General features: G+C 71.2%; 25 protein-coding genes. 9 read left to right on the plus strand and 16 right to left on the minus strand.

All coding sequences use genetic code 11. The features are described 5' to 3' along the window. Window positions 1-28: 28 nt before the first annotated feature. Window positions 29-1,252 (minus strand): radical SAM family heme chaperone HemW, encoded by a 1,224-nt coding sequence (gene hemW, locus ACGFH8_RS34010; RefSeq protein WP_393375685.1) that lies wholly within the window; start codon window positions 1,250-1,252, stop codon window positions 29-31. Between the two features lie 19 nt (window positions 1,253-1,271). Between hemW and ACGFH8_RS34015 the strand changes: the two genes are divergently transcribed. Then, window positions 1,272-2,081, plus strand: coding sequence for an enoyl-CoA hydratase-related protein (locus ACGFH8_RS34015; RefSeq protein ID WP_393375541.1), 810 nt, complete (start codon window positions 1,272-1,274; stop codon window positions 2,079-2,081). 153 nt (window positions 2,082-2,234) lie between these two features. Here ACGFH8_RS34015 and ACGFH8_RS34020 read toward each other — a convergent pair whose 3' ends face one another. Further along, window positions 2,235-2,999 carry an SDR family NAD(P)-dependent oxidoreductase gene (locus ACGFH8_RS34020; RefSeq protein WP_393375544.1) on the minus strand — a complete coding sequence of 255 codons (765 nt, stop codon included), beginning with the start codon at window positions 2,997-2,999 and terminating at the stop codon, window positions 2,235-2,237. Window positions 3,000-3,396: 397 nt separating this feature from the next. Here ACGFH8_RS34020 and ACGFH8_RS34025 point away from each other — a divergent pair, with 397 nt between their 5' ends. The 3 genes from ACGFH8_RS34025 (at window position 3,397) to ACGFH8_RS34035 (ending at window position 6,758) form a co-directional block, all read left to right on the plus strand. Then, window positions 3,397-4,257, plus strand: a complete 861-nt coding sequence (locus ACGFH8_RS34025; protein WP_393375546.1) for a hypothetical protein — start codon at window positions 3,397-3,399, stop codon at window positions 4,255-4,257. Window positions 4,258-4,479: 222 nt separating this feature from the next. Further along, a complete protein-coding gene (locus ACGFH8_RS34030; protein WP_091409805.1) occupies window positions 4,480-5,382 on the plus strand; it encodes a phytanoyl-CoA dioxygenase family protein in 903 nt (300 codons plus the stop codon). Between the two features lie 191 nt (window positions 5,383-5,573). After that, window positions 5,574-6,758 carry a low temperature requirement protein A gene (locus ACGFH8_RS34035; protein WP_393375548.1) on the plus strand — a complete coding sequence of 395 codons (1,185 nt, stop codon included), beginning with the start codon at window positions 5,574-5,576 and terminating at the stop codon, window positions 6,756-6,758. 12 nt (window positions 6,759-6,770) lie between these two features. Here ACGFH8_RS34035 and ACGFH8_RS34040 read toward each other — a convergent pair whose 3' ends face one another. Both ACGFH8_RS34040 and ACGFH8_RS34045 read right to left on the minus strand, forming a co-directional pair. Then, window positions 6,771-7,961, minus strand: coding sequence for a low temperature requirement protein A (locus ACGFH8_RS34040; RefSeq protein ID WP_393375551.1), 1,191 nt, complete (start codon window positions 7,959-7,961; stop codon window positions 6,771-6,773). A gap of 144 nt (window positions 7,962-8,105) precedes the next feature. Then, a complete protein-coding gene (locus ACGFH8_RS34045; protein ID WP_393375553.1) occupies window positions 8,106-8,747 on the minus strand; it encodes an MOSC domain-containing protein in 642 nt (213 codons plus the stop codon). A gap of 135 nt (window positions 8,748-8,882) precedes the next feature. Here ACGFH8_RS34045 and ACGFH8_RS34050 point away from each other — a divergent pair, with 135 nt between their 5' ends. Together ACGFH8_RS34050 and ACGFH8_RS34055 are read left to right on the plus strand one after the other, a co-directional pair. Then, window positions 8,883-9,362 carry a hypothetical protein gene (locus ACGFH8_RS34050; RefSeq protein WP_393375555.1) on the plus strand — a complete coding sequence of 160 codons (480 nt, stop codon included), beginning with the start codon at window positions 8,883-8,885 and terminating at the stop codon, window positions 9,360-9,362. Further along, on the plus strand, window positions 9,359-9,673 hold the full coding sequence (locus tag ACGFH8_RS34055) for a winged helix-turn-helix domain-containing protein (RefSeq protein ID WP_393375557.1): 315 nt from the start codon (window positions 9,359-9,361) through the stop codon (window positions 9,671-9,673). The genes ACGFH8_RS34050 and ACGFH8_RS34055 overlap by 4 nt, the downstream gene beginning before the upstream one ends. 32 nt (window positions 9,674-9,705) lie before the next feature. On the opposite strand, the gene ACGFH8_RS34060 is transcribed toward ACGFH8_RS34055, so the two are convergent. The 7 genes from ACGFH8_RS34060 to ACGFH8_RS34090 all read right to left on the minus strand — a co-directional run bounded on the left by ACGFH8_RS34060 (window position 9,706) and on the right by ACGFH8_RS34090 (window position 17,189). Next, the gene (locus ACGFH8_RS34060; protein WP_393375560.1) at window positions 9,706-10,536 is read right to left on the minus strand and encodes a carbohydrate ABC transporter permease; all 831 of its coding nucleotides are present in this window, start codon (window positions 10,534-10,536) and stop codon (window positions 9,706-9,708) included. Next, entirely contained in the window at window positions 10,533-11,519 is a 987-nt protein-coding gene (locus tag ACGFH8_RS34065; protein WP_393375561.1) for a carbohydrate ABC transporter permease, read from the minus strand. The genes ACGFH8_RS34060 and ACGFH8_RS34065 overlap by 4 nt, the downstream gene beginning before the upstream one ends. Continuing rightward, the gene (locus ACGFH8_RS34070; RefSeq protein ID WP_393375564.1) at window positions 11,516-12,802 is read right to left on the minus strand and encodes a sugar ABC transporter substrate-binding protein; all 1,287 of its coding nucleotides are present in this window, start codon (window positions 12,800-12,802) and stop codon (window positions 11,516-11,518) included. Before ACGFH8_RS34070 ends, ACGFH8_RS34065 begins: the two co-directional genes overlap by 4 nt. Before the next feature lie 289 nt (window positions 12,803-13,091). Continuing rightward, window positions 13,092-13,376, minus strand: a complete 285-nt coding sequence (locus ACGFH8_RS34075) for a GlsB/YeaQ/YmgE family stress response membrane protein (protein ID WP_357077067.1) — start codon at window positions 13,374-13,376, stop codon at window positions 13,092-13,094. 463 nt (window positions 13,377-13,839) lie between these two features. Further along, window positions 13,840-14,124, minus strand: coding sequence for a GlsB/YeaQ/YmgE family stress response membrane protein (locus ACGFH8_RS34080; protein ID WP_355030868.1), 285 nt, complete (start codon window positions 14,122-14,124; stop codon window positions 13,840-13,842). A gap of 536 nt (window positions 14,125-14,660) precedes the next feature. Beyond that, on the minus strand, window positions 14,661-16,538 hold the full coding sequence (lepA, locus tag ACGFH8_RS34085) for a translation elongation factor 4 (RefSeq protein ID WP_393375566.1): 1,878 nt from the start codon (window positions 16,536-16,538) through the stop codon (window positions 14,661-14,663). A 114-nt stretch (window positions 16,539-16,652) separates the two neighbouring features. Further along, complete coding sequence (locus ACGFH8_RS34090) at window positions 16,653-17,189, minus strand: DUF4240 domain-containing protein (RefSeq protein WP_393375569.1); 537 nt, start codon at window positions 17,187-17,189, stop codon at window positions 16,653-16,655. A 61-nt stretch (window positions 17,190-17,250) separates the two neighbouring features. On the opposite strand from ACGFH8_RS34090, the gene ACGFH8_RS34095 reads away from it, so the two are divergent. Next, window positions 17,251-18,237, plus strand: coding sequence for a phosphotransferase family protein (locus ACGFH8_RS34095; protein ID WP_393375571.1), 987 nt, complete (start codon window positions 17,251-17,253; stop codon window positions 18,235-18,237). A gap of 182 nt (window positions 18,238-18,419) precedes the next feature. Further along, on the plus strand, window positions 18,420-18,686 hold the full coding sequence (gene rpsT / locus ACGFH8_RS34100) for a 30S ribosomal protein S20 (RefSeq protein WP_357077052.1): 267 nt from the start codon (window positions 18,420-18,422) through the stop codon (window positions 18,684-18,686). A 132-nt stretch (window positions 18,687-18,818) separates the two neighbouring features. On the opposite strand, the gene ACGFH8_RS34105 is transcribed toward rpsT, so the two are convergent. The 4 genes from ACGFH8_RS34105 to ACGFH8_RS34120 form a co-directional block, all read right to left on the minus strand. Then, window positions 18,819-19,238, minus strand: coding sequence for a hypothetical protein (locus ACGFH8_RS34105; protein ID WP_393375574.1), 420 nt, complete (start codon window positions 19,236-19,238; stop codon window positions 18,819-18,821). Continuing rightward, the gene (holA, locus tag ACGFH8_RS34110) at window positions 19,235-20,215 is read right to left on the minus strand and encodes a DNA polymerase III subunit delta (protein WP_393375576.1); all 981 of its coding nucleotides are present in this window, start codon (window positions 20,213-20,215) and stop codon (window positions 19,235-19,237) included. The genes ACGFH8_RS34105 and holA overlap by 4 nt, the downstream gene beginning before the upstream one ends. Before the next feature lie 193 nt (window positions 20,216-20,408). Continuing rightward, window positions 20,409-22,784: a ComEC/Rec2 family competence protein gene (locus ACGFH8_RS34115; protein WP_393375687.1), complete on the minus strand. Its 2,376-nt coding sequence runs from the start codon at window positions 22,782-22,784 to the stop codon at window positions 20,409-20,411. 44 nt (window positions 22,785-22,828) lie between these two features. Continuing rightward, window positions 22,829-23,644, minus strand: coding sequence for a helix-hairpin-helix domain-containing protein (locus tag ACGFH8_RS34120; RefSeq protein ID WP_393375579.1), 816 nt, complete (start codon window positions 23,642-23,644; stop codon window positions 22,829-22,831). A 247-nt stretch (window positions 23,645-23,891) separates the two neighbouring features. Here ACGFH8_RS34120 and ACGFH8_RS34125 point away from each other — a divergent pair, with 247 nt between their 5' ends. Next, a complete protein-coding gene (locus ACGFH8_RS34125; protein WP_393375580.1) occupies window positions 23,892-24,317 on the plus strand; it encodes an integrase in 426 nt (141 codons plus the stop codon). Window positions 24,318-24,365: 48 nt separating this feature from the next. Here ACGFH8_RS34125 and ACGFH8_RS34130 read toward each other — a convergent pair whose 3' ends face one another. Continuing rightward, a complete protein-coding gene (locus tag ACGFH8_RS34130; RefSeq protein ID WP_393375583.1) occupies window positions 24,366-24,785 on the minus strand; it encodes a DUF6086 family protein in 420 nt (139 codons plus the stop codon). Window positions 24,786-24,817 lie beyond the last annotated feature (32 nt).

Genomic DNA, 24,817 nt, shown 5'->3' on the forward strand with positions numbered 1-24,817 from the left:
TGCCCCGGTCCCGGGCGGCGGGGCTGGTTCAGGGCAGCAGGTCGCGCACGACCGCGTCGGCGAGCAGCCGCCCGCGCAGGGTGAGCACCGCCCGACCGGCCGCGTACTCGTCGGCGGCCAGCAGGCCACCGGCGAGGGCTCGCTCGGCGCCCGCCCGGCCGGTGGCGTCGAGCACCGCCAGCGGCAGGCCACTGGCGAGCCGCAGCCGGAGCATCACGTCCTCCATGTGCGCCTCGTCGGCGGTGAGCACCTCGCGGGCCAGGCCGGGAGACGCGCCCGCGGCCAACCGCTTGGCGTACGCCGAGGGGTGCTTGACGTTCCACCAGCGCACCCCGCCGACGTGGCTGTGCGCCCCGGGCCCCAGCCCCCACCAGTCCGCGCCGGTCCAGTAGAGCAGGTTGTGCCGGCACCGGGCGTCGTCGGTGCGGGCCCAGTTGGAGACCTCGTACCAGGAGAGCCCGGCCGCGTCGAGCGCGGCCTCCGCGGCCAGGTAGCGGTCCGCGGCCACGTCGTCACTCGGGTACGCCAGTTCGCCGCGCCGCATCCGGGCGGCGAGCCGGGTGCCGTCCTCCACGATCAGGGCGTACGCGCTGACGTGGTCGACCCCGGCGGCCACGACCTGCTCCAGCGAGGCGGCGAAGTCCTCGGGCCGCTCCCCCGGGGTCCCGTAGATCAGGTCCAGGTTGACGTGCTCGAACCCGGCGTCGCGCGCCTCCAGGGCGGCGGCGGTGGCCCGGCCGGCGCTGTGGGTGCGGTCCAGGATCGCCAGCACCCCCGGGGAGGCGGACTGCATGCCCAGCGAGATCCGGGTGTAGCCGGCCGACCGCAGCAGCTTCAACGATTCCGGGGTGACCGACTCGGGGTTGGCCTCGGTGGTCACCTCGGCGTCGGCGGCCAGCCCCCAGGTGCGGTCGATGCCGTCGAGGATGCGGGCCAGGTCGTCGGCGGGGAGCAGGGTGGGCGTGCCGCCGCCGACGAAGACGGTGTCGACCCGGGGCGGCGGGCTGTCGCCGAGCACCCGGGCGGCGAGTGCCAGCTCGGCCAGCACGGTGTCGGCGTACCCCTCGCGGCTGGCACCACCGCCCAGCTCGGACGCCGTGTAGGTGTTGAAGTCGCAGTAGCCGCAGCGGCTGGCGCAGAACGGCACGTGCACGTACACGCCGAAGCCGCGCGCGCCGACCGCCGCGGTGGCGGTGGCGGGCAGCGATCCGTCGACGGGGACGGTCTCACCATCTGGAAGGAGGCCGGGCATGGCCACTAGTGTGCCCGGCATGACCTCTCCCGACGTCCTCGTGCGGGTCGCCACGGCCCGCGGGGTGACCACCCTCACCCTGGACAGCCCGCACAACCGCAACGCCCTCTCCACCGGTCTGATGACCCAGTTGCTGGCCGGGCTGGGTGACGCGGTCGCCGACGAGACGGTCCGGGCGATCGTGCTGGACCACACCGGCCCGGTCTTCTGCTCGGGCGCGGACCTGAAGGAGACGGCCGCGGCGTACGCCACCGGCGCGGTGCCCGCCGGGATGCTCGGTGACGTGCTCGCGGCGTTGTGGGAGTGCCCGAAGCCGGTGCTGGCCCGGGTGGGCGGGCCGGCGCGGGCCGGTGGGCTGGGTCTGATCGCCGCCGCCGACCTGGCGGTCTGCGCCGACGAGGCGACGTTCGCGTTCACCGAGGTGCGGATCGGGGTGATCCCGGCGGTGATCTCGGCGACCGTGCTGCCCCGGCTGCACCCGCGCGCCGCCGCCGAGCTGTATCTGACCGGAGACACCTTCGACGGCCGGCGGGCCGCCGAGATCGGCCTGGTCACGGCAAGCGTGCCGGCGGACGGGCTGGACGACGCGGTGCGGCGCTACCGCGACTCGCTGGTGCGTGGCGCGCCGGGCGCGTTGGCCGGGGCGAAGGAGTTGCTGCGCCGGCCGGGCACCGCCGAGCTGCGTGCCGACCTGGCCCGGCTGTCCGCCCTGTCGACCGGGTACTTCCTGTCCGACGAGGGACGCGAGGGGGTCACGGCCTTCCGGGAAAACCGATTAACTCGATGGGTGGCCGCTCTGGACGCGGGTTCCGGTGATCAGGCCGGGTAGGACCGGGGGTAGCGGCGATCACGCCGGGTAGGACCGGGGGTGCCGGCGATCAGGCCGGGTAGGACCTGGGGGTGCCGGTGATCGGGCCGGCTGGGACCGGGCCGCCGGGGACGCCGCCTGCGTGCGGTGGCGTCCCCGGGCCCTTCGGTCCGCTCACCAGGCGGTCGCGCCGCCGTCGACCGGGTAGTTCGCCCCGGTGATGTACGACGCCCGGTCGGAGGCCAGGAACACCACGAGCTCGGCCACCTCCTCGGGTTGAGCGAACCGCTTGAGCAGCGTCTTGCCGGTGATCGCGTCCCGAGCCGCCTGGTTGTCGCCCAGGTCGCGCTCACTTGCCGGGCTGATGATCGGCCCCGGGCTGACCGCCACCGCGCGGATCCCGTGCGGCGCGCCCTCGAGCGCGAGCTGTCGGGTCAGGCCGATGACGCCGGCGTTGGCGGCGGTGTGACCCACCATCGGGGGGACGTGACCGGCGATCATGCCGGCCATGGAGGCGGCGTTGATGATGACGCCCCCGCCCCGCTGGACCAGGTGCGGCCAGGCGAACTTCGACACGAAGTACGGGATGTCCAGTTCACCGGTGATGGTGTAGCGCCAGTCCTCGACCGAGAAGTCCGGCATCGGGCCGAAGCGGAGCGCGGCCGCGTTGTTGTAGACCACGTCGAGCCCGCCGTAGGCCGCGGCGGCGTCCTCGACGAACGTCCGCACCTGCTCCGGATCGGCGAGGTCGACAGGCGCGATGCCGGTCATCTCACCGCCGGCGGCTCGGACGAGTTCGACAGTCTCGTCGTTGCCGGCGACCTGGATGTCGGCCCCGACGACCTTCGCGCCTTCCCGCGCGAAGATCTGCGCGGCGACGCGTCCCAGACCGCCGCCGGTGCCGGTGATCAGCACAACCTTGCCGTCGAGCGTTCCCATGGAACTCCTCCTTGCTCCGTGGCCCCGGGCCGGTGGCGCACCACCGGGCGGGCCAGCGATTGACATGTCAACCGTAGTAACTCCTTGACCGGTCAACCACTTCCCGGTCCGGCCGAGGCGGTGACCCGCACGACAGGCCGGCGACCCGAGATGCCGGGCGCACACCAGCCAGCCGGCGACAACCGGCACCACACGCCTTGGATCCTCGTTGAGCCAGGGTGGGCGGGAGAGCGATACGGGCAGGTGAGACCGCGCCCGCAGCGGGAATGCCTCGATCGGTTCACGTCGGCGGAGCCGACCCGAACCGGGACGGAGTCGCCGAGCCAGCCCCGAACCCGCTCGGACGACCCGTTGGGCGCGAGAGGGACGTACGCTTGGCGGACTTGTCGATCTGGGGGTGTGGGTGCGAACTCGGGCAGCCGTAGCGGGTGGAGTGGTCCTCATCCTCGTCGCCGTGATCGCGATCTGGCTCGTCGTACGGCAGGTCGGCGGCGGTCTCCAACTGCCGTTGGCGGCACGCAAGTGCACCGTGCGGGCCGACGGCCGGGTCGCCCTGGACGCCGACCAGATGGCAAACGCGGCGACCATCGCGGCGATCGGCGCCCAGCGCGGCATGCCCGAGCGGGCCGTGGTGGTCGCGCTGGCCACGGCGTACCAGGAGTCCGGGCTGCGCAACCTCGCCGACGGCGACCGCGACTCGGTCGGCCTGTTCCAGCAACGGCCGAGTCAGGGCTGGGGCACCTCGACGCAGATCCGCGACCCGCGCTACGCGGCCAACCGGTTCTACGCGGCGCTCAAGAAGGTCCGCGGCTGGGAGAAGATGCGCGTCACCGACGCCGCCCAGCGGGTGCAGCGCTCGGCCTTTCCGGAGGCCTACCAGAAGTGGGCCAACGACTCCGAGGTGCTCAGCCGGGCACTGATGGGCGACGCCACCGGCGCGGTCGCCTGCACGGTGGGGCGTACCCCGGTGATGCATGGCGCGGCGGCGGCCGCGCAGCTCACCCGCAACCTCGTGCTGGACTGGGGGTTGAAAGGCCTCGACCCGAACGACCCGACCGGCCTGACGGTGACCCCGGGCGATCAGCGGGACGGCTGGCGGTACGCGCACTGGCTGGTCTCCCACGCCCAGGACCACGGGGTGAAGCGGGTCAGCTTCGGCGACCTGGAGTGGACCGCCCGGGGCGGCACCTGGGTCCGGGTGGACGGCAAGCAGAAATCCGCCGGCCAGGTGGTGGCCGAGGTGTTCGACGAGGGCTGACCGGCCCCGGATCTCTTAACCGGCAGTCACCGCACAATCGGACAAAGGACCGCAAAGACCTCTATCGATCACGGAAAACTCACTTAACGCAACCCTCCCGCTGCGAGGGGTTCCACCCGGGGCCCCACGCGCAACATGCCCTCCCCGACGGCTTGGCCATCGCGTTACGATCGGCGGCCTGTGCCAGAAAAGGTTTCACCTCATGGGGAGGGGTACGACACGGTGTTCGATTACGGCGACCGGACCGGTTACGAACCGATCAGCGACACTGACCGCAAGGAGTTCCACGAGCAGGGCTTCCTCCTGCTGCGCAACGTCCTGACGGAGGACCACCGGGCGGCGCTGGAGGCGGCTGTCGACCGCGTCTACGCGGAGGAGCAGGCCAAGGGCACCACCAAGAAGGACGGCACCCTGCACCTGCTGGGCTTCCTGGAGCGCGACGAGCTCTTCGGCGAGCTGCTCACCCACCCGATCGCCTTCCCGTACATGTGGGGGCTGGCCGGCTGGAACATCTACACCCACCACAACCACCTGGACGTCACCCCGCCGGCCGCCGAGCCGGAGAAGCCGTACTGGGGTTGGCACCAGGACGGGTACCGGCAGAACTCCGACCCGGAGACGATGGACCCCAACCTGCCCCGGCCGATGTTCTCGCTGAAGGTCGCGTACGTGCTGTCGGATCTCTCCGAGACCGGCCGTGGCGCCACCAAGGTCATCCCGGGCAGCCACCTGAAGAACTCGCTGCCCCGGCCTGCGGACCTCACCGTCCAGAACCCCGACCCGGAGGGCACGGTGGAGATCACCGCCAACCCGGGCGACGCCTTCATCTTCGACCGCCGGCAGTGGCACTCGCGCTCGACGAACCTGTCGACGATCACCCGCAAGATGCTCTTCGTCGGCTACACCTACCGGTGGATCCGTCCGCTGGACGAGCTGCACCCCGACGTGAACGGCGAGTGGTACCGCAACCGCACCCCCGTGCAGCGCCAGCTGATCGGTGAGGGCACCCACACCGCCAACTACTGGGGCATCAACTGGGACGGGTACGTCGACGACGAGATCCCGCTGCGCAAGGAGCTCAAGGAGCGCGGCCTGCTCGACCGCAACATCCCCTGGCTCCGCTGATCTCCCGCTCGTAGAACGGCCCTCTGCCACCGTTGCACCACGGCAGAGGGCCGTTTCGCGTCTGCGGGGGCCCGATCACCCGGGCCGAGCCCGTTCCCGACCACCGGAGACCGCACTGTCGGTAGCGTGGCGGGTGCGCAGGTCGGGGCGCCCCCGCCGGAGGGCGCGGGGTGGCACAGGAGGCAGTCGCAGTGACGTCCGCTCCGCTTCCCCGGATTCTCCGCCGCCGGGGCGAGCCGGCCTACCCGACCTTCCTGGAGCTCTTCTTCGACCTGGTCTACATCTTCATGTTCTCCCGGCTGGCCGCCAGCCTGGCCGCCGACCTCACCGTTCGCGGTGCGCTGCAGACCGCCGTCCTCCTGCTGGCCGCCTGGTGGGTCTGGGTGCTCACCGCGTGGCTCACCGACCTGTTCGACCCCCGGCTGCCGATCATCCAGGCGACCGCCCTGCTGGTCATGCTCGGCACCCTGCTGATGGCGATCGCCACGCCGTACGCCTTCGGCCGGTACGGGTGGCTCTTCGTCGCCGCGTACTTCGGCATCCACCTGGTCCGCGACGCCGTCCTGATCCCCGGCACCCGGGTGAACCGCCCGATCCAGGCCAGGAGCATCCGGGTGTTCTTCTGGTTCGGCATCACGGTGGCGCCCTGGGTGGCCGGCGTGTTCGTGGACGAGACGCCCCGACTGGTGCTCTGGTCGATCGCGGCGGCGGTGGACCTCGGCTCGGCCCGGTTCGGCTGGCCGACGCCCCGGCTGGGACGTACCGAACTCGCCAGCCAGATCTTCACCGGCATGCACCTCACCGAGCGGCACCGGGCGATCTTCATCGTGGCGCTCGGCGAGTTGATCCTGAGCACCGGGATGGGGCTGGCCGACAGCGGGTTCACGGCCGGCCCGGTGGCCACCTGCGCGGTCGCGTTCGTCAGCGCGGTCCTGCTGTTCCAGCTCTACTTCCAGCGGGTCCAGCGGATCCTGGCCCCACCCAGCGTCAGGACCGTGGAGCGGGTCCGCCCCGGCACCTCCACCTCGTACAGCCACCTGGTGATGGTGGCCGGGGTGGTGTTGGTCTCGACAGGCACGACGCTCGTCATCGACCGGCCGTTCGGTCCCGCCTCGGTCGAGGTCATGGCCGCCGCCCTCGGCGGACCGGCCCTGTTCCTGCTCGGCACCGTCCTGTTCGACGCCGTGGTGACCGGCCGGACCCTCTGGTCCCGGGTGCTGGCGATCGCGGTGCTGTGCGCCCTGCTGGCGCCCGCCACACTCCTGCTCCCGCCCCTGACCGCCCTGGTGCTGGCGAACCTGGTCCTGCTGCTCACCCTGGTCGGGGAAGGGCTGGCCGCGCGGAACCGCCCGGTCCGGCCCGCCGGGCCAGGATGAGGCGAGGCGTGGTCACCGCAGCATCGGCGGTGCCGGCGCACGCGCGTGTAGCCGGGTACTCACCAGGTTCGCCACGGCGATCAGGAGCAGCACCGTCATGGCGAGCAGCGCGACCGTGACCGGCGGCAGCAGGGGCGTGGTCGGCGCCAGGCACGCCAGCAGCACCACACCGGCCAACCGGGACCGGGAGATCCGCCCGAACACGGTGAAGTCGAGGACGCCCCGGCCGAGCAGGTACAGCGCGGGGCTGCCGAGGATGACCGCCGCCCACGAGGGTGGGGTGTCGCCCAACGGGCGGCTCACGACGAGGTGGCTGGTGACCGCCGCGCCGACGATCCCGGCCACCATGATCAGATGGGTGACCGCCGCGGACTGGGTGAGCAGCTCCGGGTTAGTCGATCGGGCGATCGCGTCGGTCAGCAGCTCACCGGCGCGGTAGATGTAGATCCGCCACATCAACACGACGGTGGTGAACACCACGAGCAGTGCCCAACCGCGTTCCAGCGTGTACGCGCTCGTGCTGAAGGTCGTTCCGGTCACGAAGATCGAGACACCGAGCGCGACGATGACGAACTGCCGGTACCGCTCGGCCACCCGTGCGCCGACCAGCCGCCAGTCACGCGCCCGGGAGCGGCCGATCCCCGGCACCGGCCAGCCCAACGCCGCAGCGCCGTACTCGACGACGACGGCGAGCACCCAGATCGCCAACTGCCCCGAACCGCCGACGAGCACCCCACCGATCCAGCCGATGCCCGCGACGGCCTCCCAGATCAGGATCCGGATGCTGCGACGCGGCGGTCTCCTGAGCGAGACGACCAGGATGTAGTAGGCAGCGGTGCTGAGGTGGATGACCACGTACGTGGTGGCGAAGAACAGCCGGCGATCGCCGTAGGCGTCGGCCACGAGCGCGGCCAGCAGCAGGCTGGTCGCCGCCACCCAGATGAACTGCCCCTGCCCGGACGGGCGGGTCAGGTCGACGCTGTCCGCCGCCCACACGGTCAGCGCCCAGATCATCGTGAACGCGAGCAGCAACACCACCGTCTCGACGAGGCCGGTCCAGCTGAGGTTGTCGGCCAGGACGGTCGCCAGGGTGATCAGCGCGAAGACGTAGACGAGGTCGAAGAAGAGTTCCAGGAACGCCGGACGCTCCAGGCCCGGATCGGGGGGTGCCGCCGCGGCACCGCTGTCCGTCGCCGTCGACATCGCGCTCCACCCGGCCCCCCGCCGCACGCCCTCGGTAGGGACAATACGGGCAACCGTGCGCCGCTGGTCCCGTCCTCGGGTTCTTGCCGGCCGCCAGCTACCCCGACCCGGACCGCAAGGTCGCGTATCGCCGCGGCCGCACGCTCAGCCGCGGGAGGCGAGGCGGCGGCGGGCCTTCTCCCGGATCGGCTCCGGCAGGTCCTCCGCGTCGAGCAGCCGGGGCAGCAACTCCGGCTCCAGGCTGTTCGCGCGGAACACCTCGCCGATCGTCACACCGTGCGCGGGCCGCTCCACCACCTCGACCGGGTCACCCGGGCCGACCTCGCCCTCCCGCAGCACCCGCAGGTAGGCGCCGGGCAGCGCCCGCGCGGTGAACCGCTTGATCAGATCCGGTACGCCCCAGAACCCGGCGAATGTGGTGCAGGGCGTCCGCGGCTTGGTGACCTGGAGCAGGGTGGAACCGATCTGCCACTGCTCGCCGATCACCGCGCCGGTCACGTCGACCGCGTAGGTGGACAGGTTCTCCCCGAACCCACCGGGCCCGATGGCGCGGCCCAGCTCGGCCGCCCACCAGGCGGCGTCCTCCTCGGCGTAGGCGTAGACCGCCTGGTCGGGACCGCCGTGATGGGCTCGCTCGCCGACGAAGTCACCGACCACCCCGTCGACGCGGACCAGCACCGGGCCGTCCACCGGCCGCTTGTCGATGCCGCTGCGACCGCTCGCGTCGCCGGCCCACTGCGCCTCGGTCACGATGCCGAGGTTCACCGCTGCCACCCTGCCCGTCATGACCGTCAGCCTAACCGTGCGTCGATGCCCGGAAGCGTCACCTCTCCGCCGAGGAAGAAAGTACTTTCCCGTTAGGCAAGAACGTGCTCTACTTGCCTAACGGGAAAGTGTTTGCCTCACTCTCAAGGAGTTTCAATGACCGACTCTGGCGTCACTCCCGCGTCGGCCGCCGACGCGCTCGCCGAGATCCACGCCCGCCGCGACCAGGTGGTCACCGCCACCCTCGTTCCCCACTGGTACTGGCCCGCGGTGGGCGGGCTCATCGTCGCCTTCACCGCGGCCGTGGAGACCCACCGGCCATGGGTGGTCGCGGTCGGGTCGGTGGCGTACGCGATCGGTCTGGCCGCCGTCGTGGGCCGAGTCGTGGTGCGGCACCGGGCCCAGGTCCGCACGAGACTCATCGGCGTACACGGCGTGATCACCATCTCCGCGTACGCGCTCGTCCTGGTCGCGCTCGGCCTCGGCACCGGGTTCGCCGCCGAGGCGGCCGGCCTGCCCTGGCCGTCGACGATCGGCGCGGCCACCACCGCCGGCGCGATGACCGCCACCGGGCTGCCGCTGATGCGCTACCTTCGCCGGGTGATGACCACCCGACCGCTTGGCGGCGGCCGGTGAGCGCTCCCCGGTTCGACGAGCTGATCCACGCGCCGACCCGACTGTCCCTGGTGAGCCTGCTCGCGGCCACCGAGTGGGCGGAGTTCCGCTACCTACGCGAACAGCTCGGGCTCTCCGACTCGGCGCTGTCCAAGCAGCTCACCACGTTGGATCAGGCCGGCTACGTGGAGATCCGCAAGAGCTTCGTGGGCAAGCGCCCGCGTACCTCGGTGAGCCTGAGCAGAGCCGGCCGGGCGGCCTTCGACGGGCACGTGGCGGCGTTACAGGAGATCGTCGCCCGGTCCGGGCTCACCGTCCTGCCCGGCGGATGACCACCAGGCCCGGCGGTCCTCCGCCGGGCCGGTCAGCCCTTGACGGCGCCGGCCACCAGACCGGAGACCATCCGCCGCTGCACCAGCAGGAAGAAGATGATGACCGGCAGGGTGAACAGGGTGGACGCGGCCATCACCGGACCCCAGTTGGTGTCGTCGCGCCCGAAGAAGAACGTCATCGCCACCGGCAGCGTGTAGCTGCCCTGGTCGTTGATGAACGTCAACGCGAAGATCAGCTCGTTCCACGCGGTGATGAACGAGAAGATGCTGGTGGCCACCAGGCCGGGCGCGACGAGCGGAAACAGGACCCGGCGGAAGATCTGGGCCCGGCTGGCGCCGTCGATGGCCGCGGCCTCCTCCAACTCCTTGGGCACCGCGGCGACGAAGCCGCGCAGCATCCAGACCGCGAAGGGCAGCGAGAAACCGAGGTACGTGAGGATCAGGCTGGGCAGGGTGTTGTAGAGCCCCAGCCGCTGGATCATCAGGAACAGCGGGATGACGAGCGCCTCCAGCGGGATCATCTGCACCACCAACAGCATGATCAGGAAGCTGGTCCGCAGCTTGAAGCGGAACCGCGCCACCGCGGTCGCCGCCAACAACGCGACCAGACCACTGAGCACCACCGTGGAGACCGCGACAAGCGCGCTGTTGAGGAAGAAGTCGAAGAAGCTCACCCCGGGGATCAGGTTGCCGGTCAGGATCTCCCGGTAGTGCGCCAGCGTCGGATGGGTCGGCACCGGCTGCGGGGTGGCCGAGAAGATCTCGTCGCTGGGCTTCAGCGAGGTTGAGATCATCCAGTAGACCGGGAACGCCGCGAAGAGCGCGACAAGCAGCCCGGCGGCGTTGAGGGCGACCTTCTTCACGACTCGTCCTCCTGCCTGAGCACCATCCGTACGTAGAAGCCGGTCACCACGAGCAGGATCAGCGTGAGGATCACCGCGATGGCCGCGCCGAGTCCGTACTTCGGCGGTGGGGAGAAGGCTTCGGCGTACGAGTAGATGGCGAGCATGAACGTCGGCCGGTCCTGGGTGCCGCCGGCCAGGACGAACTGCTGGGTGAACACCTTGAAGTCCCAGATGGTGGAGAGCACGATCAGGATCCCGAAGACCGGGCGCAGCAGCGGGAAGGTGATCTTCCAGAAGACCCGCCACGGGCTGGCGCCGTCGACCCGGGCCGCCTCGTGCAGCTCGCTCGGCACGCTCTTGAGACCGGCGAGCACGCTCACCGCGATGAACGGGAACGAGTGCCAGACCACCACGAGGGTGAGGATGGCGAAGAAGAGCAGCGGTGAGTTGAACCAGCCGTAGCCGGTCCAGTCACTCCGGCCGAACAGGCTGCTGGACAGCCCGTCCGGCAGCGCGTTGAACAGCCACGTGACGAGGCCGCTCGTGTCGTCGAAGATCCACTTCCACACGATGGTGCCGGTCAGCGCCGGCGTGGCCCAGGCGAGCATCACGCAACTGGCCACAAAGGTCGCCATCTTGCGGCCGAGCCGGTTGAGCAGCAGCCCGACAAGCGTGCCGAGGACCATCGTGAGCAGCACGTTCGCCGCGGCGAAGAGGACCGTGTTGCGCAGCACGGTCAGGAAGAACGGGTCGGAGAGGATGTCGGCGTAGTTGCCCAACCCCACCCACGGCCACTCCCGGTCGCCGCGCAGTTGACGGACGCTGTTGAGCCGGTAGAAGGACATCACCACCACCTGGCCGAGTGGCCAGAGCAGCAGCACTCCGATGATCACCAGGGCGGGCAGGAGCAGCAGGTAGGGCAGGCGGTCCACCCGGCGACGCCGCCGCGCGGGGGTCTCCCGCGCGGCGGCCGTCTCCGGCACCTCGGTCAGCGTGGTCACTTGGCGTTGAGGATGCTTTCCATCTCACCGGCCGCGTCGGCGGTAGCCTTCTCGACCGTCTTCTGACCCTTCATGACCGAGCTGTTCATCGCCTGGGTCACCGTCTTCGTCCGGCTGACCTCCACCCACTTCGGGGTGAGCGGCGTGAGCTTGGTGTTCTGCATGGTGGTGGCGAACGCCGCCATCACCTTGTCCTTGGTGTACGTGTCACCGGCGACCAGATCCTGGTAGACCGGGAAGAAGCCGAGGCTGCTCGCGAAGCTCTGCGAGTTCTTCTTGTTCAGCAGCACGGTCAGGTAGTCCCAGGCCAGGTCCTGCCGCTCGCTGTCCTTCCAGATCGCCACGTCCGAGCCGCCCGCGAACCCGGGTGCCGCCTTGCCGTCCGGGCCGGGGATCGGGAACGTACCCCAGACCTTCTCGATCTCGGGGTTGTCCTTCTTGATGGCGTTCTGCTGCCAACTGCCGGCGAACGCCATCGCGGCCTTGCCGGTGGCGAACTGCGTACGCGCGTCGATCTCGTTCCAGCCCGCCGCGGCCGGCGGGGCCACCTTGTGCACGGTCACCAGGTCGGTCCAGAACTTGACGGCCCGCTGCGCCTCCGGCGTGGTGTAGCCGGACTTCCAGGTGCCGCCCTGGTTGCTGGCGATCTCGCCGCCGGCGCCCCAGAGGAAGGAGTAGAACGGCAGCTCGGAGTTGCCCGGCAGGGCGATGCCGTAGGTGCCCTTCTTCTTCGCCTGCACGGCCTTCGCCACGGTGACCAGGTCGTCCCAGGTCTTCGGTGGCTGCACGCCGGCCTCGGCGAACCAGTCGGTGCGGTAGTAGATCGCGCGCACACCCGCGTACCAGGGCACGCCGTACTGCTTGCCGTCGAGCTGGGCGTTGCGCACCAGGTCGGGCAGCAGGTCCTTGCCGTCGGCCCAGCCGCCCATCCGACCGCTGACGTCGGCGAGCGCCTCCTGGGCAGCCCACCCCTGGGTCTCGGTGTTGCCCAGCTCGGTGATGTCCGGCCCCTCGCCCCCGGCGAGCGCGGCCTGGAACTTCTTGGGCGCCTCGAGCCAGGGAATGTACTGCACCACCACGTCGGTGTCGGGGTGCTTCTGGCGGAACTCGGTCTCGACGGAATCGAGGAAGGCGTTCTGCGCGTCGCCGCCCTCGCCCATCATCCAGACCGTGAGCTTGCTGTCGTCGGCCGCGTCCTCACCAGAACCCCCGCAGCCGGTCAGCACCATCGCGGCCGAGGCCACCATGGCGGTGACCGGGGCCAACCGCTTCCACCTGTTCACGCCACTTCTCCCCTCGCGCCACCTGGAACTAACCTTCTCCGCCGCACCCTAGTACGGAGAATTCCTTTACGACAGTGGGCAGGACTGATCGAAGCGTGGCGACCGTATCGCAGCGGCCCGACGAACGACGCTCCGACATCGGGTCGAAGTAGGGCACATGGCACGAAAAAGCGCCCGGCTCTCGGCCGGGCGCTCCTTCAGTCGTGCTGTTCTACTGTGGTGCTGTCTCGCCAGGTGTTGCCAGGTCGTTATCGGGTGTGGCGTTGTCTCGCCAGGTGATGCCAGGTCGTTACCGGGTCACTCGGCGGCGGCCACCCACGCCGGCCACCAGGGCGACCGCGATCGCGGCGACCACGACCTGCACCAGCAGCTCGGTCCAGTCGATGCCGCTCGTCTCGGTCGCGATGCCGACGGCCCGCGCCAGCACCGTACCCAGCAGGGCCGCGCCGATACCGATCAGCAGGTGCAGCCAGATCGGCATGTTCTGCCGGCCCGGGACAACCAGGCGGCCGAGCGCGCCGACGATGAGACCAACAACGATCGCAGTGATGATGCCCCACACGGTGAGCTCCACGGCCACCCTCCTTCAAAGAATGTCTGACACACAAGGTGTGTGCTTCCTGTCGTGACCGCTAAGTGCCCGCCCCACGGAAATCCCAAACCGACTTCGGCCACCAAACGATCACGGTTTGGCCGACACGAGCACGTTCCACCGACCGCCCCGCACCAAGCCCACCGCCGCCACGCCACCGGGCCACCGGGCCACCGGGCCACCGGGCCCATGATCGACGCGGACTCATTGATGTCGCGGCATCAACCCCACCAGGTCACCCCGACATCAAGGAACCCGAGTCGATCACGGCGATCCTGCGCACCGGAGCGTGCCGATGGAGGGCGTCAGGGGACGCTCGACGGGCGCGGTGGGTGGCCGCCGCAGCGGGACGAACGCCGATGGGCGCCCGGCCTGTCGGCCGGGCGCCCATCGATTGTGCGGCGGTGGTACGAGCTTTGGTGCTTGGTGTTACCGGATAACTGTGTTACCGGGTAACTCGGCGGCGGCCACCCACACCGGCCACCAGGGCGACCGCGATCGCGGCGACCACGACCTGCACCAGCAGCTCGGCCCAGTCGATACCGCTCGTCTCGGTCGCGATGCCAACGGCCCGCGCCAGCACCGTACCCAGCAGGGCCGCGCCGATACCGATCAGCAGGTGCAGCCAGATCGGCATGTTCTGCCGGCCCGGGACAACCAGGCGGCCGAGCGCGCCGACGATGAGACCAACAACGATCGCAGTGATGATGCCCCACACGGTGAGCTCCACGGCCACCCTCCTCAAAAGAATGTTCGACACACGATGTGTGCTTCCTGTCGTGACCGCTAAGTGCCCGACCCGCCGAAAACCCAAACCGACTCACCGCGAAGAACAACGCCGGACGTCGATGCCTGATCGGTGCGTCGGTTTACCTGGAAGCACATCCGCGCAGGCAGGAGGCCACTTCGTCGACTCGCTCACCCAACGACAGCGCCAGAAAAATTCTCCGCACCCGGCGGCCACTCCAGAGTCATCGGGCACCAACCGGCACCCCTGACCGGCCGAAAGACCCCGGGCAGAGACGCCGCGCCGGGACGGGCCCACGAAGCCGCCGCCCCGTAGGGCGACCCCCACCCGACCGAAGGGACAGCCCTCGGCCAGGTGCCAACCCGCCACACCGGGGCCCGGCCAGGTGCCAACCCGCCACACCGGCGCACAGCGACGACCACGGGTTTCCAGGGGGAGCCCGCCCGGCGCAGGGATCAAGCCGGACCGCCCGGAGCCGGGTGGGCTCCCCCGGAAACCCCAGCGCAACCAGGGACCGACTACTTCTTTCCGGCGGCCTTGCCGTCGCCCGAGTCGGAGGAGAGGGCGGCGATGAAGGCTTCCTGCGGCACCTCGACGCGGCCGACCATCTTCATCCGCTTCTTGCCTTCCTTCTGCTTCTCCAGCAGCTTGCGCTTACGGCTGATGTCACCGCCGTAGCACTTGGCGAGCACGTCCTTGCGGATCGCCCGAATGGTTTCCCGGGCGATGACCCGACTGCCGATGGCCGCCTGGATGGGCACCTCGAACTGCTGGCGCGGGATCAGCGTACGGAGCTTGGCGGCGATGGTGACGCCGTAGTTGTACGCCTTGTCCTTGTGCACGATGGCGCTGAACGCGTCCACCGGCTCGCCGTGCAGCAGGATGTCCACCTTCACCAGGTCGGAGGCCTGCTCGCCGGAGGGCTCGTAGTCGAGTGAGGCGTAGCCCTTGGTACGGCTCTTCAACTGGTCGAAGAAGTCGTAGATGATCTCCGCGAGGGGCAGCGTGTAGCGCAGCTCCACCCGGTCGGCGGACAGGTAGTCCATGCCCAGCAGGGTGCCGCGGCGGCCCTGGCAGAGTTCCATCACCGCGCCCACGTAGTCGTTGGGCGTCAGCACGGTGGCGCGCACGACCGGCTCGTACACCTCGGCGATCTTGCCGGTGGGGTACTCGCTCGGGTTGGTGACGACGATCTCCTCGCCGTCGTCGGTGATCGCCCGGTAGACGACGTTGGGCGCGGTGGAGATCAGGTCGAGGTTGTACTCGCGCTCCAGCCGCTCCCGGATGATCTCCAGGTGGAGCAGGCCGAGGAAGCCGCAGCGGAAGCCGAAGCCGAGCGCGCCGGAGGTCTCCGGCTCGTAGTCCAGGGCGGCGTCGTTGAGCTTGAGCTTGTCCAACGCCTCACGCAGGTTGGGGTAGTCCGACCCGTCGATCGGGTAGAGGCCGGAGTAGACCATCGGCTTCGGGTCCTTGTAGCCACCCAACGCCTCGGCCGCCGGCCGGCTGTTGATGGTGACGGTGTCACCGACCCGGGACTGCCGGACGTCCTTCACACCGGTGATCAGGTAGCCGACCTCGCCGACGCCGAGCGCCTCGGCCTTGACCATCTCGGGTGAGATGACGCCGATCTCCAGCAGCTCGTGCACCGCGCCGGTGGACATCATCTTGATCCGGTCCCGGGCGCTGATCCGGCCGTCGATGACCCGGACGTACGTGACGACGCCGCGGTAGACGTCGTACACCGAATCGAAGATCATCGCCCGGGCGGGCGCGTCGGCGTCACCGACCGGCGGGATGAACTGCCGGACGATCTCGTCGAGCAGGTACGGGACGCCCTCGCCGGTCTTGCCGGAGACCCGGATGCAGTCGGCCGGGTCGCCGCCGATCAGGTGGGCCAACTCCTCGGCGTACTTCTCCGGCTGGGCGGCCGGCAGGTCGATCTTGTTGAGCACCGGGATGATGCGCAGGTCGTTCTCGAGCGCCAGGTAGAGGTTGGCCAGGGTCTGCGCCTCGATGCCCTGCGCGGCGTCGACAAGCAGCACGGCGCCCTCGCAGGCGGCCAGCGACCGGGACACCTCGTAGGTGAAGTCGACGTGCCCCGGGGTGTCGATCATGTTGAGCACCGCGTGCTCGCCGGCCCGCTCACCCTCGCGGATGGTCCACGGCATGCGGACGGCCTGGCTCTTGATGGTGATGCCGCGCTCGCGCTCGATGTCCATCCGGTCCAGGTACTGGGCGCGCATCTGCCGGGGGTCGACCACGCCGGTGAGCTGCAGCATCCGGTCGGCCAGGGTCGACTTCCCGTGGTCGATGTGGGCGATGATGCCGAAGTTCCGGATGCGACCGGGGTCGGTGGAACCAGGAGCATTCGCGCCGGGATCGAGCTTCGGTGGCACAGCGGTCCGTTCTGGTCGGCTGACGTGAACAGGCCGGCGCGCCGCCGACCCCCTCTATGTTCCCACGCCGCCGGGGTACGCCCGCTGCGCGGGCGACGGATCGGCTCGCGGCCCTCACTCCAGCGGCGGCTCGACGAAGAGCGCGGCGAGTCGCGGCAACCGCCGACGCGCCTCCTCCTCGTCGTCGAAGTCCCAGAAGTCGTTGAGGTCCGGCGTCCGCACCGGGTCGCGGTCCGCCGGCAGTTCGGTGGCGGTGGCCTTGCGGTACGCGTCCCAGGGCACCGACAGCATCTGCTCGGCGGAGAACTCCTCGCCGCTGAGCGAGGCCGCCCGCACCTGGGGCAACTCGGCCAGGGAGTCCGGTTCGGTGACCGCGCGGGCGAAGACCGCCCGTCCCTGGGTCATCAGCCAGCCCCGGAAGTGCTCGAAGCCGTCGGCCGAGGCGCCACCGTTGATCAGGTACGCCGCGCCCCACAGGTCCGCCTTGTGCGAGGCGGCCAGCACCCGCGTCTGGTGCCGGGCGTACCCGACGATGTCCTCCGGGTCGCGCTCGGCGAGCAGCGCGACGGCCCGCGCGGCGACCGGCCCGGGTTCTCCCCCACCGCCGGCCCGAGCCTCGTCGATCAGCTGCCAGAAGTCCTCGGTCCTCATGGGTTGGCAGTCTGGCAGTGTCGCCGCGCGTCGCGCACGTACCCCGGGGCAGCATGGTGTGGTGTCCCCTCCCCCGCTGCCGCCGGTGCCCTACCACGCGAGCGCGCTGCGCCCGTCGTGGCCGACGCTGCCCGCGGCGCTGCGGGCCGCGGTCGCCGACCGGCTCGGCGCGCCGGTGGTCACCGCCCGGGTCGCCGGCGCGGGCTTCACCCGCGGCTTCGCCGCAGTGCTCCAGACGGCCGACGGTGGCCGGGCCTTCGTCAAGGCGGCACCCGCCGCCGAGCAACCGCACCTGGTCGACTGGTACGCCCGAGAGGCCGCGATCCTCGACCGGCTGCCGGCCGACCTGCCGGCGCCCCGCCCCCGGTGGACCCTGTCGGCGGCGGGCTGGTTCGTGCTGTGCACCGATGCCGTCGACGGGCACACCCCGCGCCTGCCCTGGGTGCCCGCCGAGTTGGACGCGACCCTCGCCGGGTACGCGCAGGTCGCCGCCGCCCTGGCCGACCCGCCTGCCGAACTGGCCGCGCTCGGCCTGCCGCACCTGGCCGACCTGGCCCGCTCGGACATCCTCTGGTGGGAGGAGGTCGCCGCCGGGCGCGAGCCGACCCCACCACTGCCCGCGCCGGCGCGGGGCCGGCTGGCCGAGCTGGTGGCGCTGGAGTCCCGTCTCCCCCGGTACGCCGCCGGGGCGACCGGCCTGATCCACGGCGACCTGCGGGTCGACAACGTGCTGATCGACGCGGACGGCCGAGCCTGGTTCTGCGACTGGACCTGGGTCTGCTCCGGGCCGGCCTGGTTCGACCTGGCCGGCCTGCTGCTCACCGCGTACGCCAGCGGCCTGGACGCGGACCGACTCTTCGCCGCGCACCCGGCGGCGGTGGGTGCGCCCCCGGACGCGCTGGACGCCACCCTGGCCGCACTGGCCGGCTACTACCTCACCGGCGCCGCGGCGGCACCCCCGACGGCCTCACCACACCTGCCCGCCCACCAGCGGTGGAGCGGTGAGCAGTCACTCGACTGGCTGTCGCACCGTCAGGGTTGGCGGTGAGCCCTAGCGGGGACCGGGGGCGTAATGTGGTGCCCGACGGGCCGGGTCCGTCCGCACGAGGACCGAGCCGTTTTGGCTCGTCCCGGGCGACCTGGTAACCTGGCTCTTCGCGCAGCGATGACGCATGTTCGTCATCTCGCGCAGAAGCTGACCAACCCGAGCTATCAAGACGAGGCTGTCGCGTGGCGAACATCAAGTCCCAGATCAAGCGCAACCGGCAGAACGAGAAGGCCCGGCTGCGCAACAAGTCGGTCAAGTCGTCGCTGAAGACCGCCGTCCGGAAGTTCCACGAGGCTGCCGAGGCCGGTGACGTCGAGAAGGCCACCGCGCTCATGCTGGACGCCTCTCGCAAGCTGGACAAGGCCGTCAGCAAGGGCGTGATCCACTCCAACCAGGCCGCGAACCGCAAGTCCGCGATCGCGAAGCGCGTGGGTGCGCTCTCCGCCTGACGACTTCACCGTCAGACTGATTCGGAAAGCCCCGGGCCTCGGCCCGGGGCTTCCGTGTGTCCGCAGGCCGGCATCATGTCCGTGGAGCAGCCACCCAACCCGACGGGGTCGGCTCGACCGTGCGGGTCGGGCTCAGCGGGACGGGTCGGCGCGGCGGGTGGGCGCCTGATCGGCGGTGATCACCACGCCGCTGACGCTGTGCGAGATCCACTCCACCTGCGCCCGGCCGACCACCGGCTCCATCTGCCGGCGAAACCGATCCCGTTCCTGCTCGGGCACGAGCGCGGCCGACCGGACCACGATCGCGGCCACCATGTCGTTGAGCTTGACCATCGCCGCCACCACGACGGGCAGCACCAGCACCGCCCACCAGGTCACCAACTCGGCGAGGGCGAGCAGCACGGCCAGCGCGACGGTGCCCTCGAAGAAGAGGAAGCACAGCACGCCACCGGGGTTGACGAACCGCAGGCCCAGGAGTCGGGCGTAGAGCGGCCGGTAGCGCTCCTCGTCGACGGCCAGAGTGGCCCACGCCGGGCGGTTCGTCCCCGTCACCTGATGCCGCCCTGCCGGGCTGCCGCAACCGAGAAGACCGCCCGCTCCAGGGCGTACGCCCGGTCGTCGGAGCCGCCCTTGACGGCGGCGTTGCACTCGGCGGCGACCTGCATGGCTCGGACCAGGCCCTCCGGGGTCCAGCCGCGCCCCTGCCGCTGCGCCCGCTCGATCTTCCAGGCGGGCATGCCGAGGCTGCTGGCGAGCTGATACGGGCTGCCCCGCCCGGCCGACGCCACCCGGGCCACCGTGCGTACCCCGTCGGCCAGGGCATCCGCGATGGGCACCGGGTCGACCCCGACGTGCAGGGCCCAGCGCAGCGCCTCCAGCGCCGCGGGGACGTCACCGACCATTGTGGCGTCGGCCACCGTGAAGCCGGTCACCTCGACCCGACCCCGGTAGTAGCGGCTCACCGTTTCGGCGCTGATCCGCCCGTCGGTGTCGGCGATCAGTTGGGAACAGGCGGCAGCCAGCTCGCGCAGGTCGTTGCCGACCGCCGCGATGAGCACTTCGGCGGCGTCGTCGGTGCATTTTCCACCAGCCCGGCGGATCTCGTCACGGACGAAGGCCACCCGGTCGCGGTGCCCCTTGAGCTTGGCCGCCGGGACGACAGTCGCGCCGGCCGCCCGCAGCCCGTCGGCGAACGCCTTGCCCTTGGCGGCACCCAGGTGCAGCACCAGCAGGTGGACGTCCGGGTCGGGGTTCTTGGCGTATGCCAGCAGCGCGGCGACCAGGTCCTTGCGGGCGTCCTGGCCCGAGCGCAGGACCAACAGGCGTCTCCCGCCGAACAGCGAAGGGCTGAGCATCTCGGCGATCTCACCGACGGTGAGCGCCGAGGCCTGATATTCGCGGACGTCCACCTCGGCGTCGACACTGCGAACCTTCGCGACAGCTTCGGTGACCGCGCGCGTGGCGAGTAACTCCTCGTCACCGAGGACGAGCACAATGGGGGCGAGGTTGGCGGCGGTCACGCCGCCCATATTCGCACGGCCCGCGTCGGGATCGTGCCTGCTCATTCGCTGCTTGGTCGGCGCAGCCCGCACACAGCGCAAATCCAGACATTCATCACAGTTGCCTATTTATTCCGCTTATCACCCGACCGGGCCGCCCCTGGATCGGTGCGGGCCCGCGCGCAAGGTCGCGCAGAAATCCTGAATGCAGGGCCCTCGATCGTCAGGACTGCCGGCCTGGTGGCATTCCCCGGCGGGCGACTGCCAGGCCAGGTCCCGCCCGGACAGCCGCCAGGTCGCCGTCGGTGTCGGTCCGTAACACTCGCGCGCCGCCCCTGCTCAGCCGAGCGAGGAGGCTGGGATTCGGGTGCCCGTACGTGTTCCCGGCGCCCACCGGCACCAGGGCGACGGCCGGCCTTACCGCGTCGAGGAACCCCGGATCCTGGTACGCCGACCCGTGATGGGCGACCTTCAACACGTCGGCCCGTAGGTGCCCCGGCGCTGCCCGCGCCAGCAGCGCGTGCTGCTCCTCGGCCTCCGCGTCACCGGGCAGCAGGATCCGCACCCCGTCCACCGTGGCGCGCAACACAAGTGAGTTGTTGTTCGGGTCGGACCTGGTGCCGGCCAGCGGGTACGGCGGGCCGAGCACCAGCAGGTCGACGCCCCCGATCGGGTGACGCGCACCGGCCACGGTGGTGAGCAGCGCGGACCGCCCGGCGGTCGCCGCCGCCCGGACCAGGTCCCGGCCGCTCTCCGGATCGGTCGAGGACGGGGTCAGCACGGCGCCCACCCGTCGCCCCCGGAACACCCCGGCCACCCCACCCACGTGGTCGGCGTGGAAGTGGCTGACCACCAGCAGCGGCACCTCGCGTACGCCGAGCCGACGCAAGCAACCGTCCACCGCACCCGGCTCCGGCCCGGCGTCGACCACCACCGCCCGACCGGGGGCGACCGGCAACACCACGGCGTCGCCCTGGCCCACCGCGCAGACCACCACCACCCACCCCGGCGGCGGCCAGCCGGCGAACACCAACCGCACCGGAAGCGCGCCGAGCACCGAGGCGACGCCGACGACCGCCACCAGTCGGCGCACGAGGGGGCGACGCACCGCGATCAGCAGTGCGACCGTCACCACGGTCAGCAGCAGCGCCCCGGGCACCCCGCCGGGCCAGGGCAGGGTGCCGCCGGGCAGCCGGGCGCCCTGGCGGGCGATGACCACCAGCCACCAGGCCGGCCAACTCGCCAGCCACGTGAGGAACTCGGCACCCGGCGGCCAGATCGGTGACACCATCGCCGCGAGCACGCCCAGCACGGTCGCGGGCGCGATGGCCGGCACCGCGAGGAGGTTGGCCGGCACCGCGACCAGGCTGACCGTGCCGGAGATGCCGGCGACCACCGGCCCGCAGGCCACCTGCGCGGCCGCCGGCACGGCCAGCGCCTCCGCCAGGCCGGGCGGCACGCCCCGCCGACGCAGCCCGTCCCGCCAGGGTGCGGCGAGCAGCAGCAGGCCACCGGTGGCCAGCACGGAGAGCGCGAACCCGGGATCCCCGGCCAACTCCGGGTCCACCAGCACCAGCACGGTGACGGCGGCGGCCAACGCGGGCAGCGCGGCGCGGGGACGACCGGCGGCAAGCGCGGCGAGCCCGATCGCCCCCATCGTCGCGGCTCGTAAAACGCTCGGTGACGGGCGGACCAGAATGACGAAGCCCACAAGCGCCACCCCACAGAGCCCGACGGCCAGCCACGGACCGGCCCGCCCCCACCGGGCCAGCAACAGCACCGCACCCACCACGATGGCGACGTTGCTCCCCGAGACGGCATTGAGATGTGTCATTCCGGTGGCCTGGAAGTCCTCCTCGACGGAGGGCGGCAGTCGGCTGGTGTCCCCCACGATCAGCCCCGGCAGCAGCCCGCCCGGGTCGTCGGGCAGCGGCGCGCAGGCCCGTTGCAGGCCGGCACGCAGGGTGCCGGCGGCGCGCTGCGGCCAGGAGGACGCGCCGTGCCGCTCGGGCGGGTCGTTGGTGCTGATCACCGCCGCGGTGAGGTCACCACCGCGGGGGGCGCCGAGCCGGCCGTCGGTGGTGACGCGTTGCCCGGGCAGCAGCCCACGCCAGGCCGGGTCGGTGGCAAGCACGAGCAGCCGCACCGACGCGTGCAGTCGCCGACCGTCCGGGCCGGTGAGGCGGATCAGCTCGCTCGGCACCAGCAGCATGCCCGGCCGACCGGCGGAACGGATCGGGCGGGGATCGTCCCGGACCACCACCTCCGCGGTGACCAGAGCGCGCTGCTCGGCCAGGGCACGGATCGGCGGTGCGTCCCGGATGGCGAGCCGGGCCGCGGTGGCCGCCCCCGCGCAGACCACGCCGAGGCCGACCGCGACGGCGATCCAGCCGTAACGGCGCGCGGCGGCCCGCGGACGGCCGAGGTGATCGAGCAGGTGCAGGGTGCCGCACGTGGTCAGGACGGCCGCGACCCCGGCCACCAGCAGAAGCGAGCGGGTGCCGAGATGCAGGCCGGCGAGCGCGGTGAGCCAGGCGGCCACGGCCAGCCCGGCGAGCCGCAGATCCGGTGGCGAGGTCTGGTTGTCGGCACCGCTCACGGAGCCGTCCGGCGGCGACGGGTTGCCACTGGCAGGGTGACGGTTCACACCGTCACCAGGTCCTTGAGCTGCTCGTACCGTGCGTCGCCGATCCCGTCGACCTGACGCAGGTCACCGACGGCCTTGAACCCGCCGTGTCGGTCCCGGTGGTCGAGGATGCGCTGGGCGAGCACCGGCCCGACGCCGGGCAGCGCGTCGAGCTGCGCCAGTGTGGCGCTGTTGAGGTTCAGTGGTCCGGTGTTAGGTGTCGCACCGCCCGCCGCCGGTCCGCCCGGCACCGGCGGCGGCGTCACCCCGACCACGATCAGCTCGCCGTCGGTGACCTTGCGGGCGGGGTTGAGCAGCGCCACGTCGACCCCGGGGAGCGGACCACCGGCCGCCAGCACCGCGTCGGCGAGCCGAGAACCGGCCGGCAACCGCACCAACCCGGGCTTGCGGACCTTGCCGGCGACCGCCACCACCACCTCACCGGAGCCGGACGCGCTGGGGTCGCCCGCCGGAGTGGCCGCTACGGCCTCGCTGCCCAGTGGCGCGACCGGCTCGGCGTGCGGCCGGGACCGCCAGGCCCATCCGGCGGCGGCCAGCACCACCACCGCCGCGACGACAGCCAGCGCCCGCACACCGCGTCGCCCTGGATCGAACGCGCCCGGCCCGGACAGCCGCGGGGCGACCGGGCCTTCCACGGCAAGGGGTACGCCCGCGTCCGGCTCCGCCATCGGCGCCCCGGCCCGGGGTGGCAGCACCCCAGCCAGAGGTACGCCCACGAGCGTTGCCCCTACCGGGGGTGACGACACGTCCAGCGGCGCGTCCGTCAGCCGGCGCAGGCGCTGGCGTACCTCGGTCTCCTCGTCGTGTGACACAGGGCGACGCTATGGCGACGGCGAAGGCGGTGGGGTGTGGCGGCGCCGTCCTGTGGATAACCGACGCCACTGTGGACAACGCCCTGATCAAGCACAGATCTGCTATGCGTCTCGGTGGCAGCCGGGGCATCGGTAGCAGACCAGGAGGTGGGTGCCGGCGAGGCTGCGCCGCCACCGCACGGGGCCACCGAAACCGCTGGCGCGGGGACGGTGGAGCGGCAAGGATCTGACGGCGGAGGTGGGCGGCGTGCGGGCTCCACTGCGGCACATATGGATCGACGGGCGCACCTTTGTGTGGCGGGCGGTGATTCACTGCCTGCCGGGCAGCGGTGACTGCCACCGGGGCATCCGCGTTCGCGTTTGGGGCGCCGGCAAGACCAGCCGAAAACTCGAGGTGGACCTGCTGTCGGTCACCGGGCCCTCGCGGTGGGACGCGTGTGCGACAGACGACAGCTATCCCACGGCCGCCGACGTGCGCGCAGTCATCGGCTATGCGCTGGAGAACGGTTGGCAGCCAGAGCAGCGGGGCGGGACGTTCGTGCTGTCCGAGGGCGAGCATGGTGCCCGGTTCTCGCTGCCGGGTTTCCTGCTGGTCTACCCCGTACGCACGGCCGAGAGCGCGGACCCCACGGCGCAGGTGACCCGCGCCTACGAGGCTCGGCAGGGAGGCTGACCGCCGACGGGTTGCTCCACAGCCCCCAGGGCGCCGGGGTACGCCGTCTCAGTCGGGCATTGCCATTGCGTGGCTCACCGCCAGGCTCAGGAGCCGCTGTCGGTCGGCGTCCGGGTCGAACGCGTCCCGCAGCGAGATGTCCCGGCTGGCCCGGGTGACTGGCTGGTCGAGTGCCGGGACGTCACGGCCGCTTCGGCGGACCAGCACCAGTGCCGTGGACAGATACCCCTCGATCATGGACTTGAGGATGGGGTGGTTTGTCGACAGGTACCGCGCGGTCAGGACGTCGACGAACGCCGCGAAGGTGTCCGGGTCGATCTGGTACTCATCCCGGCCGACATCCGGTGCGACACCCGATGGGCACTCGGCGACCGGCACCATCGCATCGGTCGTTCGGAAGAACAACTGCGCCACGGTGTTGGACGGGTTCCACAGCACCAGATCGCCGACCTGAAAGCATTGACTCACCACACCATGATCGCAGCTGGCATCGTCCAGTT

It is taken from the genome of Micromonospora sp. NPDC049175, from assembly GCF_043197345.1.
In the GTDB taxonomy this organism is placed as follows: domain Bacteria; phylum Actinomycetota; class Actinomycetes; order Mycobacteriales; family Micromonosporaceae; genus Micromonospora.